Origin of the sequence: Pseudomonas sp. FP2335, from assembly GCF_030687535.1 — a bacterium.
In the GTDB taxonomy this organism is placed as follows: domain Bacteria; phylum Pseudomonadota; class Gammaproteobacteria; order Pseudomonadales; family Pseudomonadaceae; genus Aquipseudomonas.
In genome coordinates this window covers 1,382,065-1,408,466 of record NZ_CP117437.1, presented here as the reverse complement: position 1 = coordinate 1,408,466, position 26,402 = coordinate 1,382,065, and the positions used below count along the sequence as shown (strand labels likewise).

The window sequence follows — 26,402 nt, the reverse complement described above, 5'->3', positions numbered from 1 at the left end:
TACCCGGGTAACCCATAGAGACGGGAGCCGCCCTCCTTCGGAACAACGCCTGACGCGGAAAAAAATGTGGGAGCGGGCTTGCTCGCGAAGGCGGTGGATCAGTCAGCACATTCAGTGACTGAAACAGCGCATTCGCGAGCAAGCCCGCTCCCACAGTTTAATCGGTGTTTTGCAGGGAGTTATTGGCTCAGGCGCACCTGTTTTTCCAGCTCGGCCTTCAAGCCGGGCTCTAGCTTGAGCTGACGGGCCAATTCATCCAGATAGGCCTTTTCCATATAGTTTTCCTCGTCCACCAGCATCACGCTGGCGATATACATCTCGGCGGCCATCTCAGGGGTGCCTGCGGCACGGGCCACGTCGGCCGGGTCCAGGGGTTTGTTGAGCTCGGCGTGCAGCCAGCCCTGCAGCTCGCGGTCGTTGTCCAGCTTGGTGAACTCGCCTTCGATCAGCGCGCGCTCGCGCTCATCGACGTGGCCATCGGCCTTGGCCGCCGCCACCAGTGCCTTGAGGATGGCCTGGCTGTGCTGCTCGATCTGGGCCGGGGGCAGGCGGTCGACGGTCTGTGGCTCGCCCTTTGGCGCATTGGCCTGTTGCGCCTGCCAGTTGCCATAGGCTTTGTAGGCAATCACACCCAATGCAGCCAGGCCGCCGTAGGTCAGGGCCTTGCCGCCGAACTTGCGCGCCTTTTTATTGCCCAGCAACAGGCCCATGGCGCCCGCCGCCAGGGCGCCGCCGCCCGCACCGCCCAACAGGCTGCCCAGACCTGCGCCGCCGAGCAGGCCGCCCAATGCGCCCTTTTCGTCTGATTTACGCTGCCCACCGGCCTTGTTTTGCAGCATGTCCTGGCCAGACTTGAGCAGTTGATCGAGCAATCCACGGGTATTCATTCGTAGCCTCCAGACACTGGGTTCGTAGGACCAATAGGCCACCAGCGTAAAACTAAGTGCCAAAAACCCCCGATCTAGAGTGCTTCCAGATGTAACGCGGCTACCCTTCGCTAAAACCGATATACACTCGGGTAAATCTATAAAAACACCCCACTGGTAATTCCAGCATGATGACCTTGCGTCAAATCCGGCACTTTATCGCCGTGGCCGAGACCGGCTCGATCTCGGCCGCCGCACAGACCGCGTTTATTTCCCAATCGACCCTGACCCTCGCTATCCAGCAACTGGAGCAGGAAATCGGCGTCAACCTGTTCAATCGCCACGCCAAGGGCATGACCCTGACTCACCAGGGCCATCAATTCCTGCGCCAGGCCCACCTGATCCTCGCAACCGTCGATAACGCCAAGCGCAGCCTGCAACAGAGTACCGACCAGGTGGCCGGGCAGTTGATCATCGGCGTGACCAGCCTGGTGGCCGGCTATTACCTGGCGGACCTGCTCACACGTTTCCAGCGTGCCTACCCCAACGTGGAAATCCGCGTGATGGAGGACGAGCGCCCATATATCGAACATTTGCTGGTCAGCGGTGAAATCGACGTGGGCGTGCTGATCCTCTCCAACCTCGAAGACCGCCACGCCCTGCAGACCGAAGTGCTGACCCACTCGCCGCACCGCCTATGGCTGCCGGCGCAGCACCCCCTGCTGGAACACGACAGCATCAACCTCGCCGACGTAGCGCGCGAACCGCTGATCCAACTGAACGTCGACGAAATGGGCCACAACGCCCAGCGCCTGTGGACCAGCGCCGGCCTGCAACCCCGGGTAACCCTGCGCACGGCCTCCACCGAGGCCGTGCGCAGCCTGGTGGCCGCGGGCCTGGGCGTGTCGATCCAGCCGGACATGACCTACCGCCCCTGGTCACTGGAGGGCGACATCATCGAAGCGCGGCCGATTGCCGACCTCAGCCAGACCCTCGATGTGGGCCTGGCCTGGCGCCGTGGCACCGCACGCCCGGCGCTGGTGGACCCGTTCCTGACGGTCGCCCGCGAACAGCCGCACCCCCGCAAGCCATCTATTTAATCGAATGCTGCATTCAGTATTTAGTATTTGTTGACCTCGTGCCTGACCTCTAGTCTCTGTACATCCATAAGAGAAAGGTCAGGCCCTCGTAAGAGAACGCCCATGGCCACACAAGAAAAGAGATCGCGAAAAATGTCCGGCGCGCCCACCCCGCTGCTCACTGCGTTGCTGATCGACGGCGAACTGGTCCAGGGCCAGGGCTTTGTCGAACCGATCCTCAACCCGGCCACCGGCGAAGTGCTCACCCAGATCGCCGAGGCCAGCACCGAGCAGGTCGAAAGCGCGATCCTCGCGGCCCACCGCGCCTTTGCCGGTTGGTCGCGCACCACGCCGCAACAACGTTCGAACATTTTGCTCGGCATTGCCGATGCCATCGAGAAACAAGCCGACTACCTGGCCCGCCTGGAATCCCTGAACTGCGGCAAGCCCTTGCACCTGGCGCGCCAGGATGACTTGAGCGCCACCATCGATGTGTTCCGCTTCTTTGCCGGTGCCGTGCGTTGCCAGACCGGCCAGCTCAGCGGCGAGTACCTGCCGGGCTACACCAGCATGGTGCGCCGCGACCCGATCGGCGTTGTCGCCTCGATTGCGCCGTGGAATTACCCACTGATGATGGCCGCGTGGAAAATCGCCCCGGCCCTGGCCGCCGGCAATACCCTGGTGTTCAAGCCGTCGGAACACACGCCGCTGTCGATCCTGGCCCTGGCCCCAGCCCTCGGCCAATGGCTGCCACGCGGGGTGATCAACATTGTGTGTGGCGGTGGTGAAGGCGTCGGCAGCCATTTGGTCAGCCACGCCAAAGTCCGCATGGTCTCGCTGACCGGCGACATCGTCACCGGGCAGAAAATCCTGCAAGCCGCGTCAAAAACCCTGAAACGCACGCACCTGGAATTGGGCGGCAAGGCCCCGGTGATCGTATGCAACGACGCCGACCTGCAAGCCGTGGTCGAGGGCGTGCGCGCCTATGGTTACTACAACGCCGGCCAGGACTGCACCGCCGCCTGCCGCATCTACGCCCAGGCCGGGATCCACGACAAACTGGTCGCCGAACTGGGCGCCGCGGTCAGCAGCCTGCGCTTCGCCGGCAAGCGCGACGCCGACAACGAACTCGGCCCGCTGATCAGCACACGCCAGCGCGATCGCGTGGCCAGTTTTGTCGAGCGCGCCCTTGGTCAACCGCACATCGAGCGTGTAACCGGCGCCGCCGTGCATTCCGGCGCGGGTTTCTATTACCAGCCGACCTTGCTTGCCGGCTGTAAACAAAGCGATGAAATCGTGCAGCGTGAAGTGTTCGGCCCGGTGGTCACCGTGACCCGCTTCGAAGAACTGGAACAAGCCGTGGACTGGGCCAACGACTCCGAATATGGCCTGGCCTCCTCGGTCTGGACCCAGAACCTGGACAAGGCCATGCAGGTGGCGGCGCGCCTGCAATACGGCTGCACCTGGATCAACAGCCATTTCATGCTGGTCAGCGAAATGCCCCACGGCGGCTTGAAGCGTTCGGGGTATGGCAAGGATCTGTCCAGCGATTCGCTACAGGACTACAGCGTGGTGCGCCACATCATGGCGCGCCACGGCCAGCATCTTTAAAACAACAACTAAGCTCATGCGTCACCGGCTGCAAAAAACTGCCCCGACCATAATTAAAGAAGAGGGAACCCCCATGTCCGCGCACAAGACCGCACTGCTCAGTGCCCTGGCCACCGCGCTGCTGGCCAGCGCCAGTCTGCAGGCCGCCGAACCGCTCAAGGCCGTAGGCGCTGGTGAAGGCCAGCTGGATATAGTCGCCTGGCCCGGCTATATCGAGCGTGGCGAAAGCGACAAGGCCTACGACTGGGTCACAGGCTTCGAGAAGGAAACCGGCTGCAAGGTCAACGTGAAAACCGCTGCCACTTCTGACGAAATGGTCAGCCTGATGGCCAAGGGCGGCTACGACCTGGTCACCGCCTCGGGCGATGCGTCGCTGCGTCTGATCGTTGGCAAGCGCGTTCAGCCGATCAACACCGCGTTGATTCCCAATTGGAAGAACATCGACCCGCGCCTCAAGGATGCGCCGTGGTATGTGGTCGGCCAGCAAACCTTTGGCACCCCGTACCAGTGGGGCCCGAACGTGTTGATGTACAACACAAACGTATTCAAGACCGCGCCCACCAGTTGGAACGTGTTGTTCGACGCGCAGAACCTGCCGGACGGCAAGCCGAACAAGGGGCGCGTGCAGGCCTATGACGGCCCGATCTACATCGCCGACGCAGCGCTGTACCTCAAGTCGACCAAGCCCGAACTGGGCATCCAGAACCCCTACGAGCTGACCGAAACCCAGTACAAGGCCGTGCTCGACCTGTTGCGCGCCCAGCAACCGTTGATCCACCGCTACTGGCACGACACCACCGTGCAAATGAGTGACTTCAAGAACGAAGGCGTGGTGGCCTCCAGCGCCTGGCCGTACCAGGTCAACGGCCTGCAAAACGAGAAACAGCCGATTGCCTCGACCATCCCCAAGGAAGGCGCCACCGGCTGGGCCGACACCACCATGTTGCACAGCGAGGCCAAGCACCCGAACTGCGCCTACAAGTGGATGGATTGGTCGTTGCAACCGAAGGTGCAGGGTGATGTGGCGGCCTGGTTCGGCTCGCTGCCGGCTGTACCTGCGGCGTGTAAGGAAAGTGAACTGCTCGGCGCCGAAGGCTGCAAGACCAATGGCTTCGATCAGTTCGACAAGATCGCCTTCTGGAAAACTCCGCAGGCTGAAGGCGGCAAGTTCGTGCCGTATAGCCGCTGGACCCAGGACTACATTGCGATCATGGGCGGCCGCTGAGCCCTCCAGATAACACAGGCCCCATGTGGAGCGGGCTTGTGTGGGAGCGGGCTTGCTCGCGAATGCGGTGTGTCAGCCAACACATCCATAACTGACCCACCGCATTCGCGAGCAAGCCCGCTCCCACATTTGGGCCGAGCCAGATTCAGTACCGCATTGATATTTCAGAAGTCCAGGCCGGGCCGCTGCGACGACCCGTGTCTTTTTGGAGCACCGCACCATGACACTTGCAGTCCAATTCACCCACGTTTCCCGTCAGTTCGGCGAAGTGAAGGCCGTTGACCGGGTTTCCATCGACATCCAGGACGGCGAGTTCTTTTCCATGCTCGGCCCTTCCGGCTCGGGCAAGACCACCTGCCTGCGCCTGATCGCCGGGTTCGAGCAACCGAGCGCAGGCTCGATCCGCATCCATGGCGAGGAGGCCGCCGGCTTGCCGCCGTATCAGCGCGACGTGAACACCGTGTTCCAGGATTACGCGCTGTTCCCCCATATGAATGTGCGCGACAACGTGGCCTATGGTCTCAAGGTCAAGGGCGTGGGCAAGACCGAGCGCCTGAACCGTGCCGAGGAAGCCTTGGGCATGGTCGCCCTCGGCGGTTATGGCGAGCGCAAGCCGGTGCAACTGTCCGGCGGCCAGCGCCAACGCGTGGCCCTGGCCCGAGCATTGGTCAATCGCCCACGGGTATTGCTGCTCGATGAACCACTGGGCGCCCTCGACCTCAAGCTGCGCGAGCAGATGCAAAGCGAGCTGAAGAAACTGCAACGCCAGCTCGGCATCACCTTTATCTTCGTGACCCACGACCAGACCGAAGCGCTGTCGATGTCCGACCGTGTGGCGGTGTTCAACAAAGGCCGCATCGAACAGGTCGACACCCCACGCAACCTCTACATGAAGCCGGCCACGGCGTTTGTCGCCGAGTTCGTCGGCACCTCCAATGTGATTCGCGGCGAACTGGCCCAACGCATCAGCGGCAACGCCCAACCCTTTTCGATCCGCCCGGAACACGTACGTTTTGCCGAAGGCCCGCTGGGTGCCGGTGAGGTGGAGATCAGCGGTTTGCTGCATGACATCCAGTATCAGGGCAGCGCCACCCGCTACGAGCTGAAACTCGAAAACGGCCAAGCCTTGAATATCAGCCAGGCCAACAACCAGTGGCTGGACATCAGCAGCGGCCATCAGGTCGGCCAGTCGATCACCGCGCGCTGGGCCCGTGAAGCCATGACGCCGCTGACCGAAACCGCAGGCGAGGTGTGAGATGAACCTGGCCCTGTCCCAACCGCCGATGCGCAGGTTTTCCAACCTGCTGTACCGCAAGCCCAATTTGTACCTGGCGATGCTGCTGATACCGCCGCTGATCTGGTTCGGCGCGATCTACCTCGGCTCGCTGCTGACTCTGCTCTGGCAAGGTTTCTACACCTTCGACGACTTCACCATGGCGGTCACGCCCGACCTGACCCTGGCCAACTTCGCCGCACTGTTCCAGCCATCGAACTTCGACATCATCCTGCGCACCTTGAGCATGGCGATCGTGGTGTCGATCGCCAGTGCCATCGTCGCCTTCCCCATTGCCTACTACATGGCGCGCTACACCACCGGCAAAACCAAGGCGTTTTTCTACATCGCGGTGATGATGCCGATGTGGGCCAGCTACATCGTCAAGGCGTATGCCTGGACCTTGCTGCTGGCCAAGGGCGGCGTGGCGCAGTGGTTCGTGCAGCACCTGGGGCTGGAGCCGCTGTTGCAGTTCGTGCTGGGCATTCCCGGCGTGGGTGGCAGCACTTTGAGCACCTCGCACCTGGGGCGCTTCATGGTGTTTGTCTACATCTGGCTGCCGTTCATGATCCTGCCGATCCAGGCCTCGCTGGAGCGCCTGCCGCCATCATTGCTGCAAGCCTCCGCCGACCTGGGCGCCAAGCCGCGCCAGACCTTTATGCAGGTGATTCTGCCGCTGTCGGTGCCGGGGATTGCCGCCGGTTCGATCTTCACGTTCTCGCTGACCCTCGGCGACTTCATCGTGCCGCAACTGGTGGGCCCGCCGGGCTACTTCGTCGGCGGCATGGTCTACGCCCAGCAAGGTGCCATTGGCAACATGCCCATGGCCGCGGCGTTCACCCTGGTGCCGATCGTGTTGATTGCGGTGTACCTGTCCATCGTCAAACGCCTGGGGGCCTTCGATGCACTCTGAAAAATCTTCCATCGGTCTGAAGATCGCCGCTTGGGGTGGCCTGGTTTTTCTCCATTTCCCGATCCTGATCATCTTCCTCTACGCCTTCAACACCGAAGAAGCGGCGTTCAGCTTTCCACCCCAGGGTTTCACCCTGAAGTGGTTCAGCGTGGCCTTTGCCCGGCCGGACGTGCTGGAGGCGATCAAGCTGTCGCTGCAGATTGCCGCCATCGCCACCCTGATCGCCATGGTGCTCGGCACGCTGGCTTCGGCGGCGTTGTATCGCCGGGAGTTCTTCGGCAAGCAAGGCGTGTCGCTGATGCTGATCCTGCCGATTGCGCTGCCGGGGATCATCACCGGTATCGCCCTGCTGGCGACGTTCAAGACCCTGGGCATCGAGCCTGGGATGTTCACCATCATTGTCGGCCACGCGACCTTCTGCGTGGTGATCGTCTACAACAACGTCATCGCCCGCTTGCGCCGCACTTCCCACAGCCTGATCGAAGCGTCGATGGACCTCGGCGCCGACGGCTGGCAGACCTTCCGCTACATCATCATGCCCAACCTCGGCTCGGCGCTGCTGGCCGGCGGCATGCTCGCGTTTGCGCTGTCGTTTGACGAAATCATCGTCACCACCTTCACCGCCGGCCACGAACGCACCTTGCCGCTGTGGTTGCTCAACCAGTTGAGCCGGCCACGGGATGTGCCGGTGACCAACGTGGTGGCGATGCTGGTGATGCTGGTGACGATGTTCCCGATTCTGGGTGCCTATTACCTGACGCGCGGTGGTGAAAGCGTGGCGGGGAGTGGCGGTAAATAACTGACTGGAGGAATGCGCTCCCACATTTAGGGCCGATTCTTTCAGGGAAATATGAATAGTTTTTGGAGGACAGAAGCATGCAAACCAAACTCTTGATCAACGGCCAACTGGTCGCAGGCGAAGGCCCGACCCAGGCCATCTTCAACCCGGCACTCGGCCGTGTGCTGGTGGAAATCAACGAAGCCAGTGAAGCCCAGGTCGACGCCGCCGTGCGTGCGGCCGATGCGGCTTTCGAAAGTTGGTCGCAAACTGCACCGAAGGATCGCTCGCTGCTGCTGCTGAAATTGGCGGACGCCATCGAAGCCCATGGCGAAGAACTGGCCAAGCTGGAATCGGACAACTGCGGCAAACCCTACAGCGCCGCGCTGAACGATGAGATCCCGGCGATTGCCGACGTGTTCCGCTTCTTTGCCGGCGCCAGCCGTTGCATGAGCGGTTCGGCCGGTGGCGAATACCTGCCCGGCCACACCTCGATGATCCGCCGCGACCCGGTGGGCGTGATCGCCTCCATCGCACCGTGGAACTACCCGTTGATGATGGTCGCCTGGAAAATCGCCCCGGCCCTCGCCGCGGGTAATACCGTGGTGCTCAAGCCATCGGAACAAACCCCGCTGACCGCGTTGCGCATGGTCGAACTGGCCGCTGAAATTTTCCCTGCGGGCGTACTCAACCTGGTGTTTGGTCGTGGGCCAACGGTGGGAAGCCCGCTGGTGAGCCACCCGAAAGTACGCATGGTGTCACTGACCGGCTCCATCGCCACCGGCGCAAATATCATCGCCAGCACCGCCGACAGCGTGAAGCGCATGCACATGGAACTGGGCGGCAAGGCGCCGGTGATCATCTTCAACGATGCGGACATCGACGCCGCCGTGGAAGGCATTCGCACCTTCGGTTTCTACAACGCCGGACAGGATTGCACCGCCGCCTGCCGGATCTATGCGCAAGCGGACATCTACGACGCGTTTGTCGAGAAACTCGGCGCGGCGGTCGCCAGCATCAAGTACGGCTTGCAGGATGATCCCGCCACCGAACTGGGCCCGCTGATCACCGCGCAACACCGTGACCGCGTGGCCGGGTTTGTCGAGCGCGCGGTGGCGCAGCCGCATATCCGCTTGGTCACGGGCGGTAAAGCCGTGGAAGGCAACGGCTACTTCTTCGAACCGACCGTCTTGGCCGATGCCCAGCAAGATGACGAGATCGTGCGCCGCGAGGTGTTCGGGCCGGTGGTCTCGGTGACCAAATTCACCGACGAAGCCCAGGTGCTGGGCTGGGCCAACGATTCGGACTACGGCTTGGCCTCGTCCGTATGGACCGCCGATGTAGGACGCGCCCACCGTTTGGCCGCACGTTTGCAGTACGGCTGCACCTGGGTGAATACCCACTTTATGCTGGTCAGCGAAATGCCCCATGGCGGTCAGAAACTGTCGGGCTATGGCAAGGACATGTCCATGTACGGGCTAGAGGACTACACCACTGTGCGGCATGTGATGTTCAAGCACTGACGCTTTTTCTCCTGTGGACGCCCGCTCCCACAAAAAGCCGAGCTCACCCAAGATCCCTCTCATAACAATAAAAACTCAGGTTATCCCCATGGACATCACCCGCCGCGACTTCCTCAACGGCGTCGCCATCACCCTTGCCGCCGGCATGACCCCGCTGCAAATCCTGCAAGCCGCGCCCGATGGCCGCTACTACCCACCCGCCCTCACCGGCCTGCGTGGTAGCCATGTCGGCGCGTTCGAAGTGGCGCACCAGATGGGCTGGGAAAAGAAGGCTTTCGACACCGACAAGCTGCCGATCACCGAGCGCTATGACCTGGTGGTGGTCGGCGGCGGCTTGAGCGGTTTGGCGGCGGCGTGGTTCTACCGCGAGAAGCACCCCAAGGCGAAGATCCTGATCCTGGAAAACCATGACGACTTCGGCGGCCATGCCAAGCGCAATGAGTTCCAGGCAGGCGGACGCATGATCATCGGTTACGGCGGCAGCGAGGCGTTCCAGTCGCCCAACCACCTGTACAGCAAAGAAGTGAACGGGCTGTTGAAAAAACTCGGGGTGAATATCAAGCGCTTCGAAACGGCGTTTGACCGTCAGTTCTACCCCGGCCTGGGCCTGTCGCGCGGGGTGTTTTTCGACAAGGAAAACTTCGGCGAAGACAAACTGGTGACCGGCGACCCAACGCCGATGGTGGCCGACGATATTGCGCCGGACCGCTTGAATGCGCGCTCCATCGGCGATTTCATCAACGACTTCCCCCTGCCCCAGGCAGATCGCCAGGCGCTGATCGAATTACACACCGCCCCCAAGGATTACCTGCCAGGCAAGAGTGCCAAAGAAAAGGCCGACTACCTGGCCGCCACCAGTTACCGCGATTTCCTGCTCAAGAACGTCGGTTTGTCGCAAGCGGCAGTGAAATATTTCCAGAGCCGCACCAATGACTTCATGGCCCTGAGCATTGATGCCGTGGCGGCTACTGATGCCTACAACGTGGGGTTCCCGGGTTTTGCCGGGATGAACCTGGCGCCGATCAGCGAAGAAGCGGCGGCAGAAATGGAAGAGCCCTACATCTACCACTTCCCCGATGGCAACGCGTCGGTGGCGCGCCTGCTGGTGCGCAGCCTGATCCCGGGCGTGGCGCCAGGGCACACCATGGACGATATCGTGCTGGCGCCGTTTGACTACGCCAGGCTCGACCAGCCGACATCCGCCGTGCGGCTGCGCCTGAACAGCACGGCAGTCAGCGTGCGCAACGTCGGTGATGGCGTGCATATCGGCTACAGCCGTGGCGGACAACTCGCACAGGTGCGTGGCAAGCGCTGCATCCTGGCCTGCTACAACATGATGATTCCGTACCTGCTCAAAGACCTGCCGGCCGCACAAGCCCATGCCCTGAGCCAGAACGTGAAATACCCGCTGGTGTACACCAAGGTGGTGATCCGCAACTGGCAGTCGTTCCAGAAGCTGGGGGTGCACGAGATTTACGCGGCGACCCAGCCTTACAGCCGGATCAAGCTGGACTACCCGGTGAGCATGGGCGGCTACGACCACCCGCGCGACCCGACGCAGCCGATCGGCCTGCACATGGTGTACGTGCCCACCAGCCCCAACAGCGGCATGAACGCCCGCGACCAGGCCCGCGCCGGTCGCGGCCGGTTGTACGGGCAGACGTTCGAACAACTGGAGGCGCAGTTGCGTGACCAGTTGCAACGCATGCTCGGCCCGGGTGGGTTCAACCACGAGACCGACATTCTGGCGATCACTGTCAATCGTTGGTCACATGGGTATGCGAGCTTCTCCAACAGCTTGTTCGATGACGCCGATGAGAGCGAAGCGTGGATGAAGCTGGCACGCAAGCCGGTGGGGCATGTGAGCATCGCCAACTCGGATGCGGCGTGGAGTGCGTATGCCCATGCAGCGATTGATGAGGCTTACAGAGCGGTGGGTGAAGTGAGCTGAAATGTGACCTGACGGCCAACGCAGAACCCAATGTGGGAGCGGGCTTGCTCGCGAAAGTGGTGTGTCAGTCAACACATGTGTGTCTGATGTACCGTCTTCGCGAGCAAGCCCGCTCCCACATTGGATCTTCATCATTCTTGAGTTGAGTGATCATCCAAGCCCCCGGAAATGTCTTGTCGCACTTGCAATGCCATCACCCCGCTATCAATCAATTTTCCTACACCTGCGAACCGCTTAAGCTATCCGGCGTCTGTTTATTGTCCGTTGCGTTTGGCCGAAGGCATGTCCGAACCGTAATTTCTGATCCGCTACGTGCCAGGAACGGCGCGGGATTTGCTCACGACAGGTTGTCTCTATGCACCGCAGGAATTTGCTCAAAGCGTCCATGGCCATTGCGGCTTACACCGGTTTGTCGGCCAGCGGCCTGCTGGCCGCCCAGGCCTGGGCCGGGAACCGTGCCGCCGATGGCAAGGCCGTGGCGTTCGATTTCGATACGCTCAAGACCCAGGCCAAGCAGCTCGCTGGAACCGCCTATAAAGACACCAAGCAGGTGCTGCCGCCGACCCTGGCGAGCATGACCCCGCAGAATTTCAACGCCATCGGCTACGACGGCAAGCATTCGCTGTGGAAGGAATTGAACGGCCAGTTGGACGTGCAGTTCTTCCACGTCGGCATGGGTTTCAAGACGCCGGTGCGCATGCACAGCGTCGACCCCAAGACCCGTGAGGCGCGCGAGGTGCATTTCCGCCCTTCGCTGTTCAACTACGAAAAAACCACGGTCGACACCAAGCAATTGACCGGCGACCTGGGTTTCTCAGGCTTCAAGCTGTTCAAGGCCCCGGAGCTGGATCGCCATGACGTGCTGTCCTTCCTCGGCGCCAGCTACTTCCGCGCGGTGGATTCCACCGGCCAGTACGGCCTTTCCGCACGCGGCCTGGCGATCGATACCTACGCGAAAAAGCGCGAAGAGTTCCCCGACTTAACCCAGTTCTGGTTCGAAACCCCGGACAAGGACGCCACCCGCTTCGTGGTCTACGCCCTGCTCGACTCACCAAGCGCCACCGGCGCCTACCGCTTCGACATCGACTGCCAGGCCAACCAGGTGGTGATGGCCATCGATGCCCACATCAATGCACGTACCACCATCGAACAACTGGGCATCGCACCGATGACCAGCATGTTCAGCTGTGGCACCCATGAGCGCCGCATGTGCGACACCATCCACCCGCAGATCCACGATTCGGATCGCCTGGCGATGTGGCGCGGCAATGGCGAGTGGATCTGCCGCCCGCTGAACAACCCGGCCAAACTGCAATTCAACGCGTTCGCCGACAAAGACCCGAAAGGCTTCGGCCTGGTGCAGACCGACCATGAGTTCGCCAGCTACCAGGACACCGTGGACTGGTACAGCAAGCGGCCGAGCCTGTGGGTCGAACCGACCACCGCGTGGGGCGAAGGCTCTATCGACCTGTTGGAAATTCCTACCACCGGCGAAACCCTGGATAACATCGTGGCCTTCTGGACCCCGAAAAAACCCGTGGCCGCCGGCGACTCCCTCAACTACGGCTACAAACTGTACTGGAGCGCCCTGCCCCCGGTGAGTACGCCGTTGGCCCAGGTCGACGCGACCCGTTCCGGCATGGGGGGCTTCACCGAGGGCTGGGCACCGGGCGAGCATTACCCGCCGGTGTGGGCGCGCCGTTTTGCCGTGGACTTCAAGGGCGGCGGCCTCGATCGCCTGCCACCGGGCACCGGGATCGAGCCGGTGGTGACCTGCTCCCACGGTGAGGTGAAGGATTTCAGCGTACTGGTGCTGGATAACATCAAGGGCTACCGCATCCTGTTCGACTGGTACCCGACCAGCGACAGTGTGGACCCGGTGGAACTGCGCCTGTTCATCCGCACCCAGGACCGCACCCTGAGTGAAACCTGGCTGTACCAGTACTTCCCACCGGCGCCGGAGCAGCGCAAGTACACCTGATCAACTGAGCTGTGGCGAGAGAGCCTGCTCCCTCGCCACACGTTGGATCTAAAAGCGCGACACACTTTTCATTGCCCCAATCAGATACCGCATCGCCACTTGATCGTTCTCGGTCAGGGCGCGGTACTGCGCCAGCAATTCGGCCTCATCCGAGCTCAACCTTCGACCCCGCAACGACACTCTGCGGGTCAGAAAAAACGCAACCGCACCCGCAACCCCATAGGACTTGGCCATGGACTACTACTCCTGATTTCAATCAACTGTTCCTGATGCCCATCACCTGCCTCCCGTGAAGCGCAATGCCTCAGTGAGCGAACCGACTGACTCCCTGGGCCAGAAATCAGACGTACCCTAAGCGTAGAAACGATCTCGCCAAGCGTGCGACTTTTTTAGAGTAATCACTTAAATAATTGGTTTTGAGCAAAAAGCTTGCAGATTTTTCCTACTCGCCATTTAATTAAGTGACCACTCAATTAATCAATGAGGCGAGCATGCGTACCGTCGATCCGCAACAACGTGAAAACAAACGCATGGCCCTGCTCGATGCCGCTTCGCGCTGTTTTGCCGAAGCCGGCTTTGTCGCCACGCGCACGGCCGACATCTGCACCGCCGCCGGGATGAGCGCCGGCAACCTGTTCCACTATTTCGCAAGTAAATACGAGCTGCTGTTGGCACTGGTGGCCCGCGAAGGCGAGCAGATCAAACAAGGCATGGCGCCCTTGGCTGCCGCCGCAGATCCGATGGCCGCACTGCTGGCGTTTGTGGACTACACCTGTGAATTGGCCTGCGACCGCCATTACGCGGGCCTGGCCTTGGAAATCTCGGCATTGGGCCACCGCGATGAGGCCGTCGCACACTTGATGAAGGCCAACGACCGCTACCTGCGCGAAGGCTTGGAGGCGCTGATCAAGGCCGCCGAGAACGCCGGGCAACTGCACACCTCGTTGACCGCGCCGGAGGCGGCCAGTTGGGTGGTTACCCTGATCGATGGCATGTTTGCCCGGGTGGCGGCCGATGCGGACTTCCACCCAGACCAACAGACTGACGTGCTGCGCGGCTTGGTGGTGCACCTGCTGCAAGGCCGTTGAACATGACGCCGACACGCCTGATACACGTCGACGCGTTGCGCGGTTTTGCGCTGCTGGGCATCCTGGTGGTGAACATTTGTGCATTTGCCGACCCTTACTACGCCTCGCCCCTCAGCAATCCCGACTACGCGAGTACGGCCGATCACTGGGTGCGCCTGGGGATTTCACTGCTGTTCGAAACCAAGTTCTACCTGCTGTTTTCCTTTCTGTTCGGCTACAGCTTTACCTTGCAGATGGCCGCCGCAGAACGCGCCGAGGCGGCGTTTGTACCGCGCATGGTGCGCCGGCAACTGGCGTTGCTGGCCCTGGGCGTCGCCCACGGCGCCCTGCTCTACTATGGCGAAATTCTGTCCACCTACGCATTGCTTGGCCTGGTGCTGCTGGCGGCGCGCAATCTGTCGCCGGCCACGGCATGTCGCTGGGGCGTCGGCCTGGTAACGGTTGCCTGTTCGGCATGGATGGCGCTCGGCGTGCTGCAAGCGCTGGCCGGCGACTTCAGCGCGACCTCGAGCAGTGAGGCCTCGACCAAACTCGCGGCATTCAGCGGCAGTGCCCTGGAGACCTTGCGCTTTCACAGTGCTCACCTGTGGCAGACCGTGCAGGCGTTATGGCTGCTGCAAGGACCGAGCGCCCTGGCGATGTTCTTCTTCGGTTATGCCGCTGGGCGCAACCAATTACTGGTCACACCTTATCGCTGGGAACCGCACCTGCGGCGCCTGCTGCTCATCACACTTGCCGTGGGCCTGCCGGGTGCGCTGATCTATGCCGTGAGCGCCGCCTATGCACCCGGCGGCGGCCTCGAAACCTTCGCCTTTGGCCTCGGCCAACTCACCGCACCGCTGTTGAGCGCGGCCTATGCGATGTCGATGCTGGCACTGTTCAGCACTGCCGCCGGCGCCCGCTTATGCCAGTGGTTGGCGCCCATGGGCAAGATGGCCCTGAGTAACTACCTGCTGCAATCGGCGCTGTTGGGGGTGCTGTTCAGCGGTTATGGCGCAGGCTTGATCAACCGGCTCGAACCGCTGCTGATGCTGCCCGTGGTGCTGGGGATCTTTGCCTTGCAACGGTGGTGCAGCGCACGCTGGCTGCGCAGTCATCCCTACGGGCCGTTGGAATGGTTGCTGCGGGCGGCCACCTTGTGGGCGTGGCCAAGCTGGCGGCGCAGCCTGTAAAAAACCCACCTGTTGCGGTGGGTTTCGACTCGACACAAGGGGTCAGTCGCGCAGGTCCGACTCATGGATCGGCTGGTCCCGATGCGTCGCCCGTTGGTACTGCGCCGGCCAGATCGCCTTGCGCCCACCCAAGTCATCGTCGGCATGCAGCGGCCAGTACGGGTCGCGCAGCAACTCACGGGCGAGGAAGATGATGTCGGCCTGACAGGTGCGCAGGATGTGCTCGGCCTGGGCCGGTTCGGTGATCATGCCAACGGTGCCGGTGGCGATCCCCGATTCCTTGCGCACCCGCTCGGCGAAGCGCGTCTGGTAGCCGGGGCCGGTAGGAATCTCGGCATTGGCGGCGGTACCACCGGACGAGACGTCGATCAAATCCACGCCGAGGTCCTTGAGGCGGCGCGCCAATTCCACGGTTTCGTCAGGGTTCCAGCCGTCTTCGACCCAGTCGGTGGCCGATACTCGCACAAACAGCGGCAGCTCTTGCGGCCAGACGTCGCGCACCGCTTGGGTTACCTGCAAGACCAGGCGGATGCGGTTTTCAAACGATCCGCCGTACAGATCCTGGCGCTGATTGCTGATCGGCGAGAGAAATTGATGCAGCAGGTAACCATGGGCGGCATGGATTTCCACCACTTCAAAACCTGCGGTCAAGGCACGCTTGGCGGCGGCGACAAAGTCGGCGATCACCTGCTGGATCTGCGCTTCATCGAGTTGCCTGGGTTGGGTGTGCTGAGGGTCGAAGGCAATCGGCGATGGCCCCACCGGCACCCAGCCGCCGTCCTCCGGCTTGACGCTGCCATGCTTGCCGATCCACGGCCGATGGGTGCTGGCCTTGCGCCCGGCGTGGGCCAGTTGAATCCCGGCCACCGCGCCCTGGGCCGCGATAAAACGGGTGATGCGTTGCAATGGTTCGATCTGTGCGTCATTCCACAGGCCCAGGTCCTGGGCGGTGATACGGCCGTCGGCGGTCACGGCGGTGGCTTCGGTGAAGATCAGGCCTGCGCCACCCACGGCACGACTGCCGAGGTGCACCAGGTGCCAGTCATTGGCCAAGCCGTCATCGGACGAATACTGGCACATCGGCGATACCGCGATGCGGTTGAGCAGGGTCAATTGGCGCAGGGTATAGGGTTCGAGCAGCTGACTCATGGCGCACCTCTTCTGGGTTCTATGGGCACTGTTCAACAGTGTTTAGAGCCTAGTCGACAACGGTGGTTTGCACAGGGTTCAGAACATCAAGCGGGGGCCGATTGCCGGCCCCCGTGCTGCAAAAACCTACATTTCGACCTGGGTGCCCAGCTCGATCACGCGGTTTACAGGGAGTTTGAAGAAGCGCAGGTTGCCGTTGGCATTCTTCAACATGAAGGCGAACAGACTTTCGCGCCAGCGCGCCATGCCTTCGATCTTCGACGCGATCACGGTCTCGCGGCTGAGGAAGTAGGTGGTGCGCATCGGGCTGAAATCCAGGTTATCCAGGTGGCACAGTTTCAGCGCCTCAGGCACATCCGGCTCATCGGTAAAACCGAAATGCAGGATCACGCGGAAGAAGCCGTCGCCAAACGAATCCACCTCGAAGCGCCGCTCCACCGGCACCCGAGGAATATCTTCATACACCACTGTCAGCAGCACCACTTGCTCATGCAGCACCTGGTTATGCAGCAGGTTGTGCAACAGCGCGTGGGGCACGGCGTCCGGGCGGGCGGTGAGGAACACCGCGGTGCCCTGCACGCGATGGGGCGGCTGCACGCGGATGCTGCTGATAAAGATCGGCAACGGCAGGCCGCCTTCGTCGAGGCGGTCCACCAGCAATTGCTTGCCGCGCTTCCAGGTGGTCATCAGGATGAACAGCACGATCCCCGCCAGCACCGGGAAGGCGCCGCCCTGGATGATCTTCGGTACGTTGGCAGCAAAGTACAGGCCGTCGACCAACAGGCAGCAGACCAATACCGGCACCGCCAGGATCGGCGGCCATTTCCACAGCAGCAGCATCACCGCCGATACCAGGATGGTGGTCATCAACATGGTGCCGGTCACCGCCACGCCGTAGGCCGAAGCCAGTGCGTTGGAGGACTCGAAGCCCAGCACCAGCAAAATCACGCCGACCATCAGCGACCAGTTCACCGCACCGATGTAGATCTGGCCCTGCTCGGCACTGGAGGTGTGCTGGATATGCATGCGCGGGATGTAGCCCAACTGGATCGCCTGGCGCGTCAGCGAGAACGCACCGGAGATGACCGCCTGGGACGCAATCACCGTGGCCAGGGTGGACAGCACCACCAGCGGGATCAACGCCCAGCTCGGCGCCAGCAGATAGAACGGGTTGCGCGCGGCTTCCGGGTCGCCCAGCAACATCGCGCCCTGGCCGAAATAGTTGAGCACCAGCGCCGGCAGCACCAGCATGAACCAGGCACGGGCGATGGGTTTACGGCCAAAGTGGCCCATGTCGGCATACAGCGCTTCGGCGCCGGTCAGTGCCAGCACCACCGCGCCGAGGATCGCCACGCCGATGCCGGGATGGGCCTGGAAGAAGCGCACGGCCCAGATCGGGTTCATGGCATTGAGCACCTCCGGGTGCAAGGTGATGCCATACACACCGAGACCGCCCAGCACCAGGAACCAGGTCACCATCACCGGCCCGAACAGCTTGCCGATGTGGTCGGTGCCGTGTTTCTGGATCAGGAACAGCGCCACCAGCACGACCAGGGCGATGGGCACGACCCATTTCTCCAGGCCGTCGAATGCCAGTTCCAGGCCTTCCACCGCCGACAACACGGAAATCGCCGGGGTGATCATGCTGTCGCCGTAGAACAACGCCGCCCCGCAGAGGCCGCACACCACCAGGAAGCTGCGCAGCTTCTTGCGCTCCCCCGCCGCCCGACGCGCCAAGGCAGTCAGCGCCATGATGCCGCCCTCGCCCTGGTTGTCGGCGCGCAGCACGAACAACATGTACTTGATCGATACCACCCAGATCAGCGACCAGAAGATCAGCGCCAGGATACCCAGCACACCGTCATGGTTGACCTGAACCCCATAACCACCGTTGAACACCTCTTTAAGGGTGTAGAGCGGGCTGGTCCCAATATCGCCATAAACCACCCCGACCGCTGCCACCAGCATGCCAATCGGCTTTGCAGTGGAATGCGCGGCGCCTGCCGCCGGACTACTTGCCTGACCCATCAACCACTCCTGCCCTTTGACCTGAGGTCTCTTATAAACAACGCTTCTAAGCTGACCCTAGCATGCGCTGTTTTACTTCTCGTAACAGACGTTTTATTGACCTTGGCGTTTTACCTATGGGCAACGGCGCGAAGCATAGCGCAGCACTCGTCGCATTTCCCTGCATAAAGCTGGTCAAGTGCGCTGCCCGTCGCTAGAATTGCGCACTTTTTGATCAGAGGCGCACCAAGCGCCCGTCTACCGCCTCGTCGTGCCCGACTGGCGGCGTCATTTAATACCGAGGTTAGACATGTCCACCACCATCGCAAAAGCCAACCCCAAGGTTGGCTTTGTTTCCCTGGGGTGCCCTAAAGATATTCACCCTACACATTAATCCACTGCCCTCCCTTCGATCAGAACAACCCGCCCAAAGCCGCTGGCTCCCAGTTCATTATCACCAGCTCACCGCTGACCTCAGCCTTCCCCTGCCGCTGGTTGGTCGTGCTGTACCGAATGTCTACGGTCTCAAAATGAAAGCCCTCAAACACCCGACGAATGTCCGGGTGGTCGTTGATGCTGACCATGACCTTGCCCTTGCAGCGCCGCATAAAGTCGGCCATGCGCTCGTAGTTATCAAATGCGAAGTCCACTCCGTAACCTGCGGTCTGCCAGTAAGGCGGGTCCATGTAATGGAAGGTGTGGGCGCGATCATAGCGCTCCGCACACTCCAACCAGGACAGGTTCTCCACGTAGGTGCCAGATAGGCGTTGCCACGCGGCAGATAGGTTCTCCTCGATCCGCAGCAGGTTGATGGCAGGGGCTGTAGTAGCGGTGCCGAACGACTGGCCGGAGACCTTGCCCGCAAAGGCGTGATGCTGCAGGTAGAAGAAACGGGCAGCTCGCTGGATGTCAGTGAGGGTTTCGGGGCGAGTCATTTTTTGCCATTCAAACACCTGCCGCGAGCTGATTGCCCACTTGAACTGGCGCACGAACTCTTCCAGGTGGTTTTGCACAACTCGGTAAAGCGTCACCAGGTCACCGTTTATATCGTTGAGGACTTCAACTGGTGCGGCCTGCGGACGCATGAAGTAGAGCGCGGCGCCGCCGGCAAAGACTTCGACATAGCATTCATGGGGAGGGAAAAGCGGGATAAGTCGGTCGGCCAAGCGGCGTTTTCCGCCCATCCATGGAACGATTGGTACAGACATTTAAACTAGATCCTTACTGTATATATAAACAGTATTCATCATACTTTAATGCTGCCTCCCTGGGTTCAATTAGTGCAAAGAATCTTTGAACCAGTACTCTTCTGTAAGCCACGGTTTATAAGGGCTTTGCCGGTTTTTCGGTTACCAGACCAGATAAATTACCCATCACTTTTTGGATCACACCCAAAAACAAAAATCTCTGATTTTCTGGATTTTCTAATTTTCGTCCCCACGGGCCGGGGGCCTTTGGGTTTGCAGCATTTGGGAGGATCTCAGGCTGATCGTGCAGATGTTTTGCATTCCACTGAAAATCTTTGCAATGAGTGAAAAGGCTGGCTCCCCTACAAGACGCCCGGCCGGCGCGGGCTGCGGGGTTGATTGCACTACCCCACCGCTTTGCACAAAAAAAGCACGCAAAGCCCGTCGGCGGGAGGGGGATAAGTGCTTTTCATGACTATTTTTTTTCAATGAACCGCTTCTGTGTTGTTAAATGTCCTGATGTACCGTCTCGCCGTTGCCGGTTTAACGACTGCAAGGCAGACTCCAAATCCACATGCAAACAAGTGAGCCACTAACATATCTATTGCTTTTCGTACCACTTTTGCATGCGACGATTTATGCATACAGATCAATCATCACTGTAAAAAATTAATCCCACAGCCTTAAATCTAGGAAGACGAATGAGAATTTCGCTGATTGAAAATGGACTTGACTCTTTAAAAAAAGGCTACAGCCACTTGGAAACATACGAGCGCCTACTTGGAGAGCGCGCGGAAGATCCCTTGCGTTTCTCAGCGTTAAAAGACTCTGTACTTTCCATCCAGCATGGAATAGAAATACTTTTCAAGCTTGCATTGAAAGAAAATAACGAACTCCTATTATTTAGTGACATCACAAGGCTTAAACAAGCATTTATAAGCCGTAGGGAAGGAACGATAAACGAGCTATACGAAGCCGACGGCGTACACACCATAACATTCAAAGAGTCAATTGACCGACTCAAAGATATATGCGGCTTTGCCATGACGGACAAATTCAAAAAAACTCTATTAAAAGTTGAAGGCTGGAGAAATAGCATCACACATAGCGCAGTACTATTACGGGAGAACGAAGTTTCAAGAGTACTAATCAACCTCCTATCAGATCTTGATAACTTCTTCGGCCCAGTGATTGGCGCACCATATTTAGAGGGCCAAGGCAGAACAGACTTAGACCGGGCATATCGCCTTACCAAAGCGGTATATGGAGAGCTAGACAACAAAATAAAGGCTATTACTGTTGAGCGCCTGATTCATGCATTGCAAGTAAACAATATAAAAAACGTAACTGCGCCAGATGTTTTTTTGATAAGCGAACCAAAGAAAGCGCACTCCATTCTACAGCTTATACAGGGAGACGAAATAACCTATGGTTGCGACTTCATAAACGGCCACTGCTCTGGTCTAGCTAGCATCGTAGACTTCTCGAAAGATGGCATCCTAACTATGGACACCATCGACAACCATACCAAATATCAGTTCAAATTGGCCGCAATAGTAGTATACATTCCAAAAATACAAGACGACCAATCACCTCTAATTTTTATATACGGGCAAAACACAGACACTCAAGGCGACCAACCATACTTACGAAAACATAGCACCTGCACACTCCAGCATGGCATAACATTAGATAATGACAACACCGAACTATGGGAAGCCGAAAACTTCGAGCAATCTAACAAAGATTTCAGCTCTGACGCCCCTGTACTTCCGCCACATCAAGAAACAATTCGATTCCTATCAGAGGGTCCAATTTGTTTCATGAACGTCCAACAACTTGATTTCGGCTCTGCTCAATACCTTTTAAGTAAAGAACACTTCCCTCATCCAGACGATTTATACAACGCCTTTAAAAAAGATCTAGAAACACCATAACACTGCAGCAAAACTTATAGAAAGCAGGAGCCAAGGATGGACTCCTACGAACTCCATTGCAGCACCAGACAACTAATACTCATGCTACACCTTCTTTTCTTCCACCATTATATCCGCAGGCTTTAAGTCCTCACTACCCTCGACCAAAAAGGAGTCATATCCAACGCTCAAACCAATTAATCTATAGAACAAATCTAGACAACTTTCTATGTCTAAAAAAAATTGATTGGTAGTCACCGGGTCCGACTCTGAGTTTCCGGCATGGGCGAGTGAGTGGCGTAGATCATTCCAGCTTTTCACATGAGTAGTTTCTATAACACCTTCCTTCTCCAATACTCTTAATATATTAGGAGCGCTAAGCTTTTTCATAGCTCCCAATACATTTTTAATGCGAGAATTAGTACTACCTGGAAGCTTCAAAGACTTTATTAGTTTCTTGCTATGACGTACCTCCCCCAAAACACGTTCTGAAGGCACCCTACCCTCAGAAAAGTAATTGTTCACAAGCCCTTCAATATTCACAGTCAAAACTAAAGCAGCCACATCTCCAATCCTACTAGAAACATGATACAGGCGGCGCCAGTAATATACTAAATGACGATGCTCCTCCTGACGATTATTGACATAGCAATTCACGAAAGATACTAACTTAGCGATCTTATATGGAAATACATCCACAAGAGGCTTTATCATACCAAGCCCCTTTACATCCGGCCTTCCGCTAATGAACGACCTAGTAACACCGTTATTATACAACCTATAATACGCAGGCCACGCATCCCGTCCAATTGCAATACTGATCGACTCAGAAATAGTCATGAGTAGCTCATGATCTATTTCCCTAATGCTGCTCTCAACCTCAAGCTCCAAATGCTTAGCCTTCTGCGAAAGCTTTAATTTTGCTCCATCAATTTCAAAATCAAGTGCAGATACTGAACTGGAACCGTCAGATTGGTCTTGCCACTTATTAAACGGCATGCGAAATTTTCCAGCAATAACAGCACTGGCAATGCTAATCCCGTCTAAATCTGAACGAGGGTGACTACGCTCAGTACGAATATCGGGAATTTGAAACTCGACTATGGTTCCATGAGAAGTCATCCTTAACCCGTCATATATATAGAGACGCGGAGCCACCCAAATATTTCCTGAAGAGTCTATGGCACGCAGTGAAAAATAATCTGATTCAGGCACAATTCCAGTTTGACTATACAACCCATACCGTATCATCTGGCTCATAGAGCTTTTCTTTGTAGTGTCGTACATCTTTAACGAAAGCTGCCCATCTGATTGAGTTTCAATGCTTCCAGGACCACAGAATATAAATGGAGACTCATCAACATTCTGCATTAGAGTAATTTCAAAGCACTCAATAACCAGACTTCTACTTACCAGACTTTCAATATCAGCACTATTAAACCGCATACAACCACCCAAGCCCTATAGTGGCAAAAGCATCCACTGCTTCACCTCAGAGGGTTATATGCTTAAGTCCTATGGAAAGCAAAGTCGCATCAGCGGACATCTTCTGGAAGCTACTAGCGTCCAATGGGCTTGGACTTGACCCAGGAGCGTGCGTGTGTACCGACAATAGGCGATTCATCTCAGATACCAAGTCAATCAACTCGCATAAGACTCTCAACGAGTTTACCTCTACAGAACCAACCCAGCTTTTTGGCGAGACCATGCTCTGACTAATCCCGGAAACGCTCTCGCGCAGCCCCTGAATCCGTTCCTCCATATCACCACCCACCGTGGCGTTATGCTTCTGCCCCACCACCAGGTTCAAATCCCGTCCGGTCGCCTGGTGCAGATCATCCACCGCCGCCAGGCTCGCAGATCCGCCTGACAGCAGCTTGAGTGCGCCCAGCGCCTCGATCTTCTTGATCCCACCCACTGACTCGGTTGAATGGTCGTCCACCGTCCTGGTGTGGCTCTGGAAGCTCTCGGTGTTCTCCATTGCCTCCACTTCCCGCTGGACCGCCTTGTCCTGGATCTTGCCGTCCGTTTGGCGTAGCCAGTTGCCGTCCGCGTCGACGCGCTGCTGGCAGGCTTCGCTGTGCTGCCACACCTGGTCGCCTTTCGGCACACTTGGCAGGGTCAGGCCGTGGGGCAGCACCGTCTGGATATAGGGCTTGTGCGGCAACCCATACGCAAAGCACACCACAACCGTGGTGCCCTCCTCCGGGAAGGCATAGAAGCCCATTTCGTCGCCACCAACCGGCACAGGCAGCGGCACGCCAGACAGCACCGGCAGGCTCGCGTCCACCTCTCCGTCCGGGCCGAGCACCTGCAGGTCAACGCCAAAGCGCGGCCGGAAGTCGTCACAGACGCCGGCGCCGGCAGGTGCATCAGGCACGGCAATCACCTTGGCGAACCGTGGCAGGTGATAGCCACCGGTCAATTCGGGAAACTGGCGTTCTACCGCTCGTTTTATTGCGTCTTCCATTTCAATGCCATCTGAGTGCCGGCCAGCGTCACCGAAGTGACCCGCTCGCCCTGGTTGATTGTCGCGCCTGGGCGCATGCCTGGGAGCGCCGCGATCATGGCGCTCTGGTTGTCCTGGTAGCCGTCGAACAGCTCGGTGGGCAGCTGCAGGGGCGCACGGGCGCTGAAAAAGCTATCGGCCCACTTGCCCACGAACACTTCGCCGTTGCCCTGTTGCTGCCAGATCAAGTCGTCGATAGAGAAAACCCGAGCCAGGCTGTCCATCGCCTCGTAGCCGGTGGCCAGGCTGTAGAAGAACGGGGCTTTGACCCGCGTGTATGAGCTGTCCGGCACGCGGAGTTTCAAGTCCGTGTGCTTGCTTATCTTTTCAAGTACGGCGCGCAGATCGAAGCGGCACTGGTTCAGCACCCACTACTCACTAACGTGCTGTGCTTCGCCTAGCTGATGTCGGCGCTGCTCAGCTACTCTGTTGACCTAGGTTTGAACGCTGGAAGATTCCGATCGGAAATTAGATGCCCCAAAAGGCACCTTCTGTTTTCGACAGACGGCTCGAAGAATGCCGCTGAGGTTGTGCAAGCACTGACTGAAGAGTATCCGTAGGCAATCGCAAATCCTGCAGCGCAGCACTCGTCGCATTTCCCTGCATAAAGCTGGTCAAGTGCGCTGCCCGTCGCTAGAATTGCGCACTTTTTGATCAGAGGCGCACCAAGCGCCCGTCTACCGCCTTGTCGTGCCCGACTGGCGGCGTCATTTAATACCGAGGTTAGACATGTCCACCACCATCGCAAAAGCCAACCCCAAGGTTGGCTTTGTTTCCCTGGGGTGCCCGAAGGCACTCGTCGACTCCGAGCGCATCCTCACGCAACTGCGTATGGAAGGCTATGACGTCGTGTCCACTTACCAGGACGCCGATGTGGTGGTGGTCAACACCTGCGGTTTCATCGATTCGGCCAAGGCTGAGTCCCTGGAAGTGATCGGCGAAGCCATCAAGGAAAACGGCAAGGTTATCGTGACCGGCTGCATGGGCGTGGAAGAAGGCAATATCCGCAACGTGCACCCGAGCGTGCTGGCCGTGACCGGTCCGCAGCAGTATGAGCAGGTGGTCAACGCCGTGCACGAGGTGGTGCCGCCGCGCCAGGATCACAATCCGTTGATCGACCTGGTACCGCCACAGGGCATCAAGCTGACCCCGCGTCACTATGCGTACCTGAAGATTTCCGAAGGCTGCAACCACAGTTGCAGCTTCTGCATCATCCCGTCGATGCGCGGCAAGTTGGTCAGCCGTCCGGTCGGTGATGTGCTGGACGAGGCCCAACGCCTGGTCAAATCTGGCGTGAAAGAGCTGTTGGTGATCTCCCAGGACACCAGCGCCTACGGCGTCGACGTGAAGTACCGCACCGGTTTCTGGAACGGCGCGCCGGTGAAAACCCGCATGACCGAACTGTGCGAAGCCTTGAGCAGCCTGGGTGTGTGGGTGCGCCTGCACTACGTTTACCCGTACCCGCACGTGGACGAGCTGATCCCGCTGATGGCCGCCGGCAAGATCCTGCCGTACCTGGACATCCCGTTCCAGCACGCCAGCCCGAAAGTCCTGAAAGCCATGAAACGCCCGGCCTTCGAAGACAAGACCCTGGCGCGTATCAAGAACTGGCGCGAGATCTGCCCGGAGCTGATCATCCGTTCCACCTTCATCGTCGGCTTCCCTGGCGAAACCGAAGAAGACTTCCAGTACCTGCTGGACTGGCTGACCGAAGCGCAACTGGACCGCGTAGGCTGCTTCCAGTACTCGCCGGTGGAAGGCGCCCCGGCCAACCTGCTGGACCTGGCCGTGGTGCCGGACGACGTCAAGCAAGACCGTTGGGAGCGCTTCATGGCGCACCAGCAGGCGATCAGCTCGGCGCGCCTGCAACTGCGCATCGGCAAGGAAATCGAAGTGTTGATCGACGAAGTCGACGAGCAAGGCGCCGTTGGCCGTTGCTTCTTCGATGCGCCGGAGATCGACGGTAACGTGTTTATCGACGATGCCAGCGGTTTGAAGCCGGGCGACAAGGTCTGGTGCACCGTGACCGATGCCGACGAATACGACCTGTGGGCTGAAAAGCGCGACTGATGCGGTAAAGATTTGAAAAAGCCCTGCTTCTGGACAAGATGCAGGGCTTTTTTACGTCTATCGTTTTGCCCATCGGCATCAATCATCGGCAAGGGGCAGCGGGC

20 protein-coding genes and 1 pseudogene are annotated in these 26,402 nt (G+C 59.0%); 13 read left to right on the top strand and 8 right to left on the bottom strand.

Annotated elements, in window-relative coordinates; translation table 11 throughout:
* Positions 1–179: 179 nt before the first annotated feature.
* Positions 180–887 (bottom strand): tellurite resistance TerB family protein, encoded by a 708-nt coding sequence (locus tag PSH81_RS06145; protein ID WP_305392173.1) that lies wholly within the window; start codon positions 885–887, stop codon positions 180–182.
* 167 nt (positions 888–1,054) lie between these two features.
* On the opposite strand from PSH81_RS06145, the gene PSH81_RS06140 reads away from it, so the two are divergent.
* The 9 genes from PSH81_RS06140 to PSH81_RS06100 all read left to right on the top strand — a co-directional run bounded on the left by PSH81_RS06140 (position 1,055) and on the right by PSH81_RS06100 (position 13,200).
* Positions 1,055–1,966, top strand: a complete 912-nt coding sequence (locus PSH81_RS06140; protein WP_071488759.1) for a LysR family transcriptional regulator — start codon at positions 1,055–1,057, stop codon at positions 1,964–1,966.
* A 132-nt stretch (positions 1,967–2,098) separates the two neighbouring features.
* Positions 2,099–3,556 (top strand): gamma-aminobutyraldehyde dehydrogenase, encoded by a 1,458-nt coding sequence (locus PSH81_RS06135; protein ID WP_226455902.1) that lies wholly within the window; start codon positions 2,099–2,101, stop codon positions 3,554–3,556.
* Positions 3,557–3,629: 73 nt separating this feature from the next.
* Complete coding sequence (gene ydcS, locus PSH81_RS06130; RefSeq protein WP_305392172.1) at positions 3,630–4,781, top strand: putative ABC transporter substrate-binding protein YdcS; 1,152 nt, start codon at positions 3,630–3,632, stop codon at positions 4,779–4,781.
* A 220-nt stretch (positions 4,782–5,001) separates the two neighbouring features.
* A complete protein-coding gene (locus PSH81_RS06125) occupies positions 5,002–6,036 on the top strand; it encodes an ABC transporter ATP-binding protein (RefSeq protein WP_226455904.1) in 1,035 nt (344 codons plus the stop codon).
* A 1-nt stretch (position 6,037) separates the two neighbouring features.
* Positions 6,038–6,967, top strand: a complete 930-nt coding sequence (locus PSH81_RS06120; protein ID WP_192297264.1) for an ABC transporter permease — start codon at positions 6,038–6,040, stop codon at positions 6,965–6,967.
* Positions 6,957–7,766 carry an ABC transporter permease gene (locus PSH81_RS06115; RefSeq protein WP_016977919.1) on the top strand — a complete coding sequence of 270 codons (810 nt, stop codon included), beginning with the start codon at positions 6,957–6,959 and terminating at the stop codon, positions 7,764–7,766. The genes PSH81_RS06120 and PSH81_RS06115 overlap by 11 nt, the downstream gene beginning before the upstream one ends.
* 77 nt (positions 7,767–7,843) lie before the next feature.
* On the top strand, positions 7,844–9,268 hold the full coding sequence (locus PSH81_RS06110) for a gamma-aminobutyraldehyde dehydrogenase (RefSeq protein WP_305392171.1): 1,425 nt from the start codon (positions 7,844–7,846) through the stop codon (positions 9,266–9,268).
* Positions 9,269–9,356: 88 nt separating this feature from the next.
* Entirely contained in the window at positions 9,357–11,219 is a 1,863-nt protein-coding gene (locus PSH81_RS06105) for an NAD(P)/FAD-dependent oxidoreductase (protein ID WP_305392170.1), read from the top strand.
* A 355-nt stretch (positions 11,220–11,574) separates the two neighbouring features.
* Complete coding sequence (locus tag PSH81_RS06100) at positions 11,575–13,200, top strand: glucan biosynthesis protein D (protein ID WP_305392169.1); 1,626 nt, start codon at positions 11,575–11,577, stop codon at positions 13,198–13,200.
* Between the two features lie 48 nt (positions 13,201–13,248).
* Here the strand turns inward: PSH81_RS06100 and PSH81_RS06095 are convergent, their stop codons facing one another.
* Positions 13,249–13,434 carry a hypothetical protein gene (locus PSH81_RS06095; protein ID WP_105520645.1) on the bottom strand — a complete coding sequence of 62 codons (186 nt, stop codon included), beginning with the start codon at positions 13,432–13,434 and terminating at the stop codon, positions 13,249–13,251.
* 257 nt (positions 13,435–13,691) lie between these two features.
* Between PSH81_RS06095 and PSH81_RS06090 the strand changes: the two genes are divergently transcribed.
* Together PSH81_RS06090 and PSH81_RS06085 are read left to right on the top strand one after the other, a co-directional pair.
* Positions 13,692–14,288: a TetR/AcrR family transcriptional regulator gene (locus PSH81_RS06090; RefSeq protein WP_305392168.1), complete on the top strand. Its 597-nt coding sequence runs from the start codon at positions 13,692–13,694 to the stop codon at positions 14,286–14,288.
* Positions 14,289–14,290: 2 nt separating this feature from the next.
* Positions 14,291–15,460 carry a DUF418 domain-containing protein gene (locus tag PSH81_RS06085; protein WP_305392167.1) on the top strand — a complete coding sequence of 390 codons (1,170 nt, stop codon included), beginning with the start codon at positions 14,291–14,293 and terminating at the stop codon, positions 15,458–15,460.
* Positions 15,461–15,502: 42 nt separating this feature from the next.
* On the opposite strand, the gene PSH81_RS06080 is transcribed toward PSH81_RS06085, so the two are convergent.
* From PSH81_RS06080 to PSH81_RS06070, 3 genes are all read right to left on the bottom strand, one after another.
* Positions 15,503–16,609, bottom strand: coding sequence for an NADH:flavin oxidoreductase/NADH oxidase (locus tag PSH81_RS06080; protein ID WP_226455909.1), 1,107 nt, complete (start codon positions 16,607–16,609; stop codon positions 15,503–15,505).
* Between the two features lie 126 nt (positions 16,610–16,735).
* On the bottom strand, positions 16,736–18,637 hold the full coding sequence (locus tag PSH81_RS06075) for a potassium transporter Kup (RefSeq protein ID WP_192297271.1): 1,902 nt from the start codon (positions 18,635–18,637) through the stop codon (positions 16,736–16,738).
* A gap of 392 nt (positions 18,638–19,029) precedes the next feature.
* Positions 19,030–19,824, bottom strand: a complete 795-nt coding sequence (locus tag PSH81_RS06070; protein ID WP_305392166.1) for a DNA adenine methylase — start codon at positions 19,822–19,824, stop codon at positions 19,030–19,032.
* A gap of 680 nt (positions 19,825–20,504) precedes the next feature.
* On the opposite strand from PSH81_RS06070, the gene PSH81_RS06065 reads away from it, so the two are divergent.
* A complete protein-coding gene (locus PSH81_RS06065) occupies positions 20,505–21,740 on the top strand; it encodes a hypothetical protein (RefSeq protein ID WP_305392165.1) in 1,236 nt (411 codons plus the stop codon).
* An 84-nt stretch (positions 21,741–21,824) separates the two neighbouring features.
* On the opposite strand, the gene PSH81_RS06060 is transcribed toward PSH81_RS06065, so the two are convergent.
* From PSH81_RS06060 to PSH81_RS06050, 3 genes and pseudogenes are all read right to left on the bottom strand, one after another.
* Positions 21,825–23,165, bottom strand: coding sequence for a hypothetical protein (locus PSH81_RS06060; protein WP_305392164.1), 1,341 nt, complete (start codon positions 23,163–23,165; stop codon positions 21,825–21,827).
* Between the two features lie 46 nt (positions 23,166–23,211).
* Positions 23,212–24,189: a phage baseplate assembly protein V gene (locus tag PSH81_RS06055; protein ID WP_305392163.1), complete on the bottom strand. Its 978-nt coding sequence runs from the start codon at positions 24,187–24,189 to the stop codon at positions 23,212–23,214.
* Positions 24,174–24,581, bottom strand: a pseudogene (locus PSH81_RS06050) (hypothetical protein); the annotation flags it as partial. The gene PSH81_RS06055 and the pseudogene PSH81_RS06050, both read right to left, overlap by 16 nt.
* 376 nt (positions 24,582–24,957) lie before the next feature.
* Here PSH81_RS06050 and rimO point away from each other — a divergent pair.
* The gene (rimO, locus tag PSH81_RS06045; RefSeq protein ID WP_003231334.1) at positions 24,958–26,298 is read left to right on the top strand and encodes a 30S ribosomal protein S12 methylthiotransferase RimO; all 1,341 of its coding nucleotides are present in this window, start codon (positions 24,958–24,960) and stop codon (positions 26,296–26,298) included.
* Positions 26,299–26,402: the final 104 nt, after the last annotated feature.

Coding starts and splice junctions, on each gene's coding strand:
- PSH81_RS06140 (WP_071488759.1), top strand. CDS start 1,055: ATGATGACCTTGCGTCAAATCCGGCACTTTATCGCCGTGGCCGAGACC.
- PSH81_RS06105 (WP_305392170.1), top strand. CDS start 9,357: ATGGACATCACCCGCCGCGACTTCCTCAACGGCGTCGCCATCACCCTT.
- PSH81_RS06085 (WP_305392167.1), top strand. CDS start 14,291: ATGACGCCGACACGCCTGATACACGTCGACGCGTTGCGCGGTTTTGCG.
- rimO (WP_003231334.1), top strand. CDS start 24,958: ATGTCCACCACCATCGCAAAAGCCAACCCCAAGGTTGGCTTTGTTTCC.
- PSH81_RS06070 (WP_305392166.1), bottom strand. CDS start 19,824: ATGTCTGTACCAATCGTTCCATGGATGGGCGGAAAACGCCGCTTGGCC.
- PSH81_RS06095 (WP_105520645.1), bottom strand. CDS start 13,434: ATGGCCAAGTCCTATGGGGTTGCGGGTGCGGTTGCGTTTTTTCTGACC.
- PSH81_RS06080 (WP_226455909.1), bottom strand. CDS start 16,609: ATGAGTCAGCTGCTCGAACCCTATACCCTGCGCCAATTGACCCTGCTC.
- PSH81_RS06090 (WP_305392168.1), top strand. CDS start 13,692: ATGCGTACCGTCGATCCGCAACAACGTGAAAACAAACGCATGGCCCTG.
- PSH81_RS06060 (WP_305392164.1), bottom strand. CDS start 23,165: ATGCGGTTTAATAGTGCTGATATTGAAAGTCTGGTAAGTAGAAGTCTG.
- PSH81_RS06135 (WP_226455902.1), top strand. CDS start 2,099: ATGTCCGGCGCGCCCACCCCGCTGCTCACTGCGTTGCTGATCGACGGC.
- ydcS (WP_305392172.1), top strand. CDS start 3,630: ATGTCCGCGCACAAGACCGCACTGCTCAGTGCCCTGGCCACCGCGCTG.
- PSH81_RS06125 (WP_226455904.1), top strand. CDS start 5,002: ATGACACTTGCAGTCCAATTCACCCACGTTTCCCGTCAGTTCGGCGAA.
- PSH81_RS06120 (WP_192297264.1), top strand. CDS start 6,038: ATGAACCTGGCCCTGTCCCAACCGCCGATGCGCAGGTTTTCCAACCTG.
- PSH81_RS06110 (WP_305392171.1), top strand. CDS start 7,844: ATGCAAACCAAACTCTTGATCAACGGCCAACTGGTCGCAGGCGAAGGC.
- PSH81_RS06075 (WP_192297271.1), bottom strand. CDS start 18,637: ATGGGTCAGGCAAGTAGTCCGGCGGCAGGCGCCGCGCATTCCACTGCA.
- PSH81_RS06115 (WP_016977919.1), top strand. CDS start 6,957: ATGCACTCTGAAAAATCTTCCATCGGTCTGAAGATCGCCGCTTGGGGT.
- PSH81_RS06100 (WP_305392169.1), top strand. CDS start 11,575: ATGCACCGCAGGAATTTGCTCAAAGCGTCCATGGCCATTGCGGCTTAC.
- PSH81_RS06065 (WP_305392165.1), top strand. CDS start 20,505: ATGAGAATTTCGCTGATTGAAAATGGACTTGACTCTTTAAAAAAAGGC.
- PSH81_RS06055 (WP_305392163.1), bottom strand. CDS start 24,189: ATGGAAGACGCAATAAAACGAGCGGTAGAACGCCAGTTTCCCGAATTG.
- PSH81_RS06145 (WP_305392173.1), bottom strand. CDS start 887: ATGAATACCCGTGGATTGCTCGATCAACTGCTCAAGTCTGGCCAGGAC.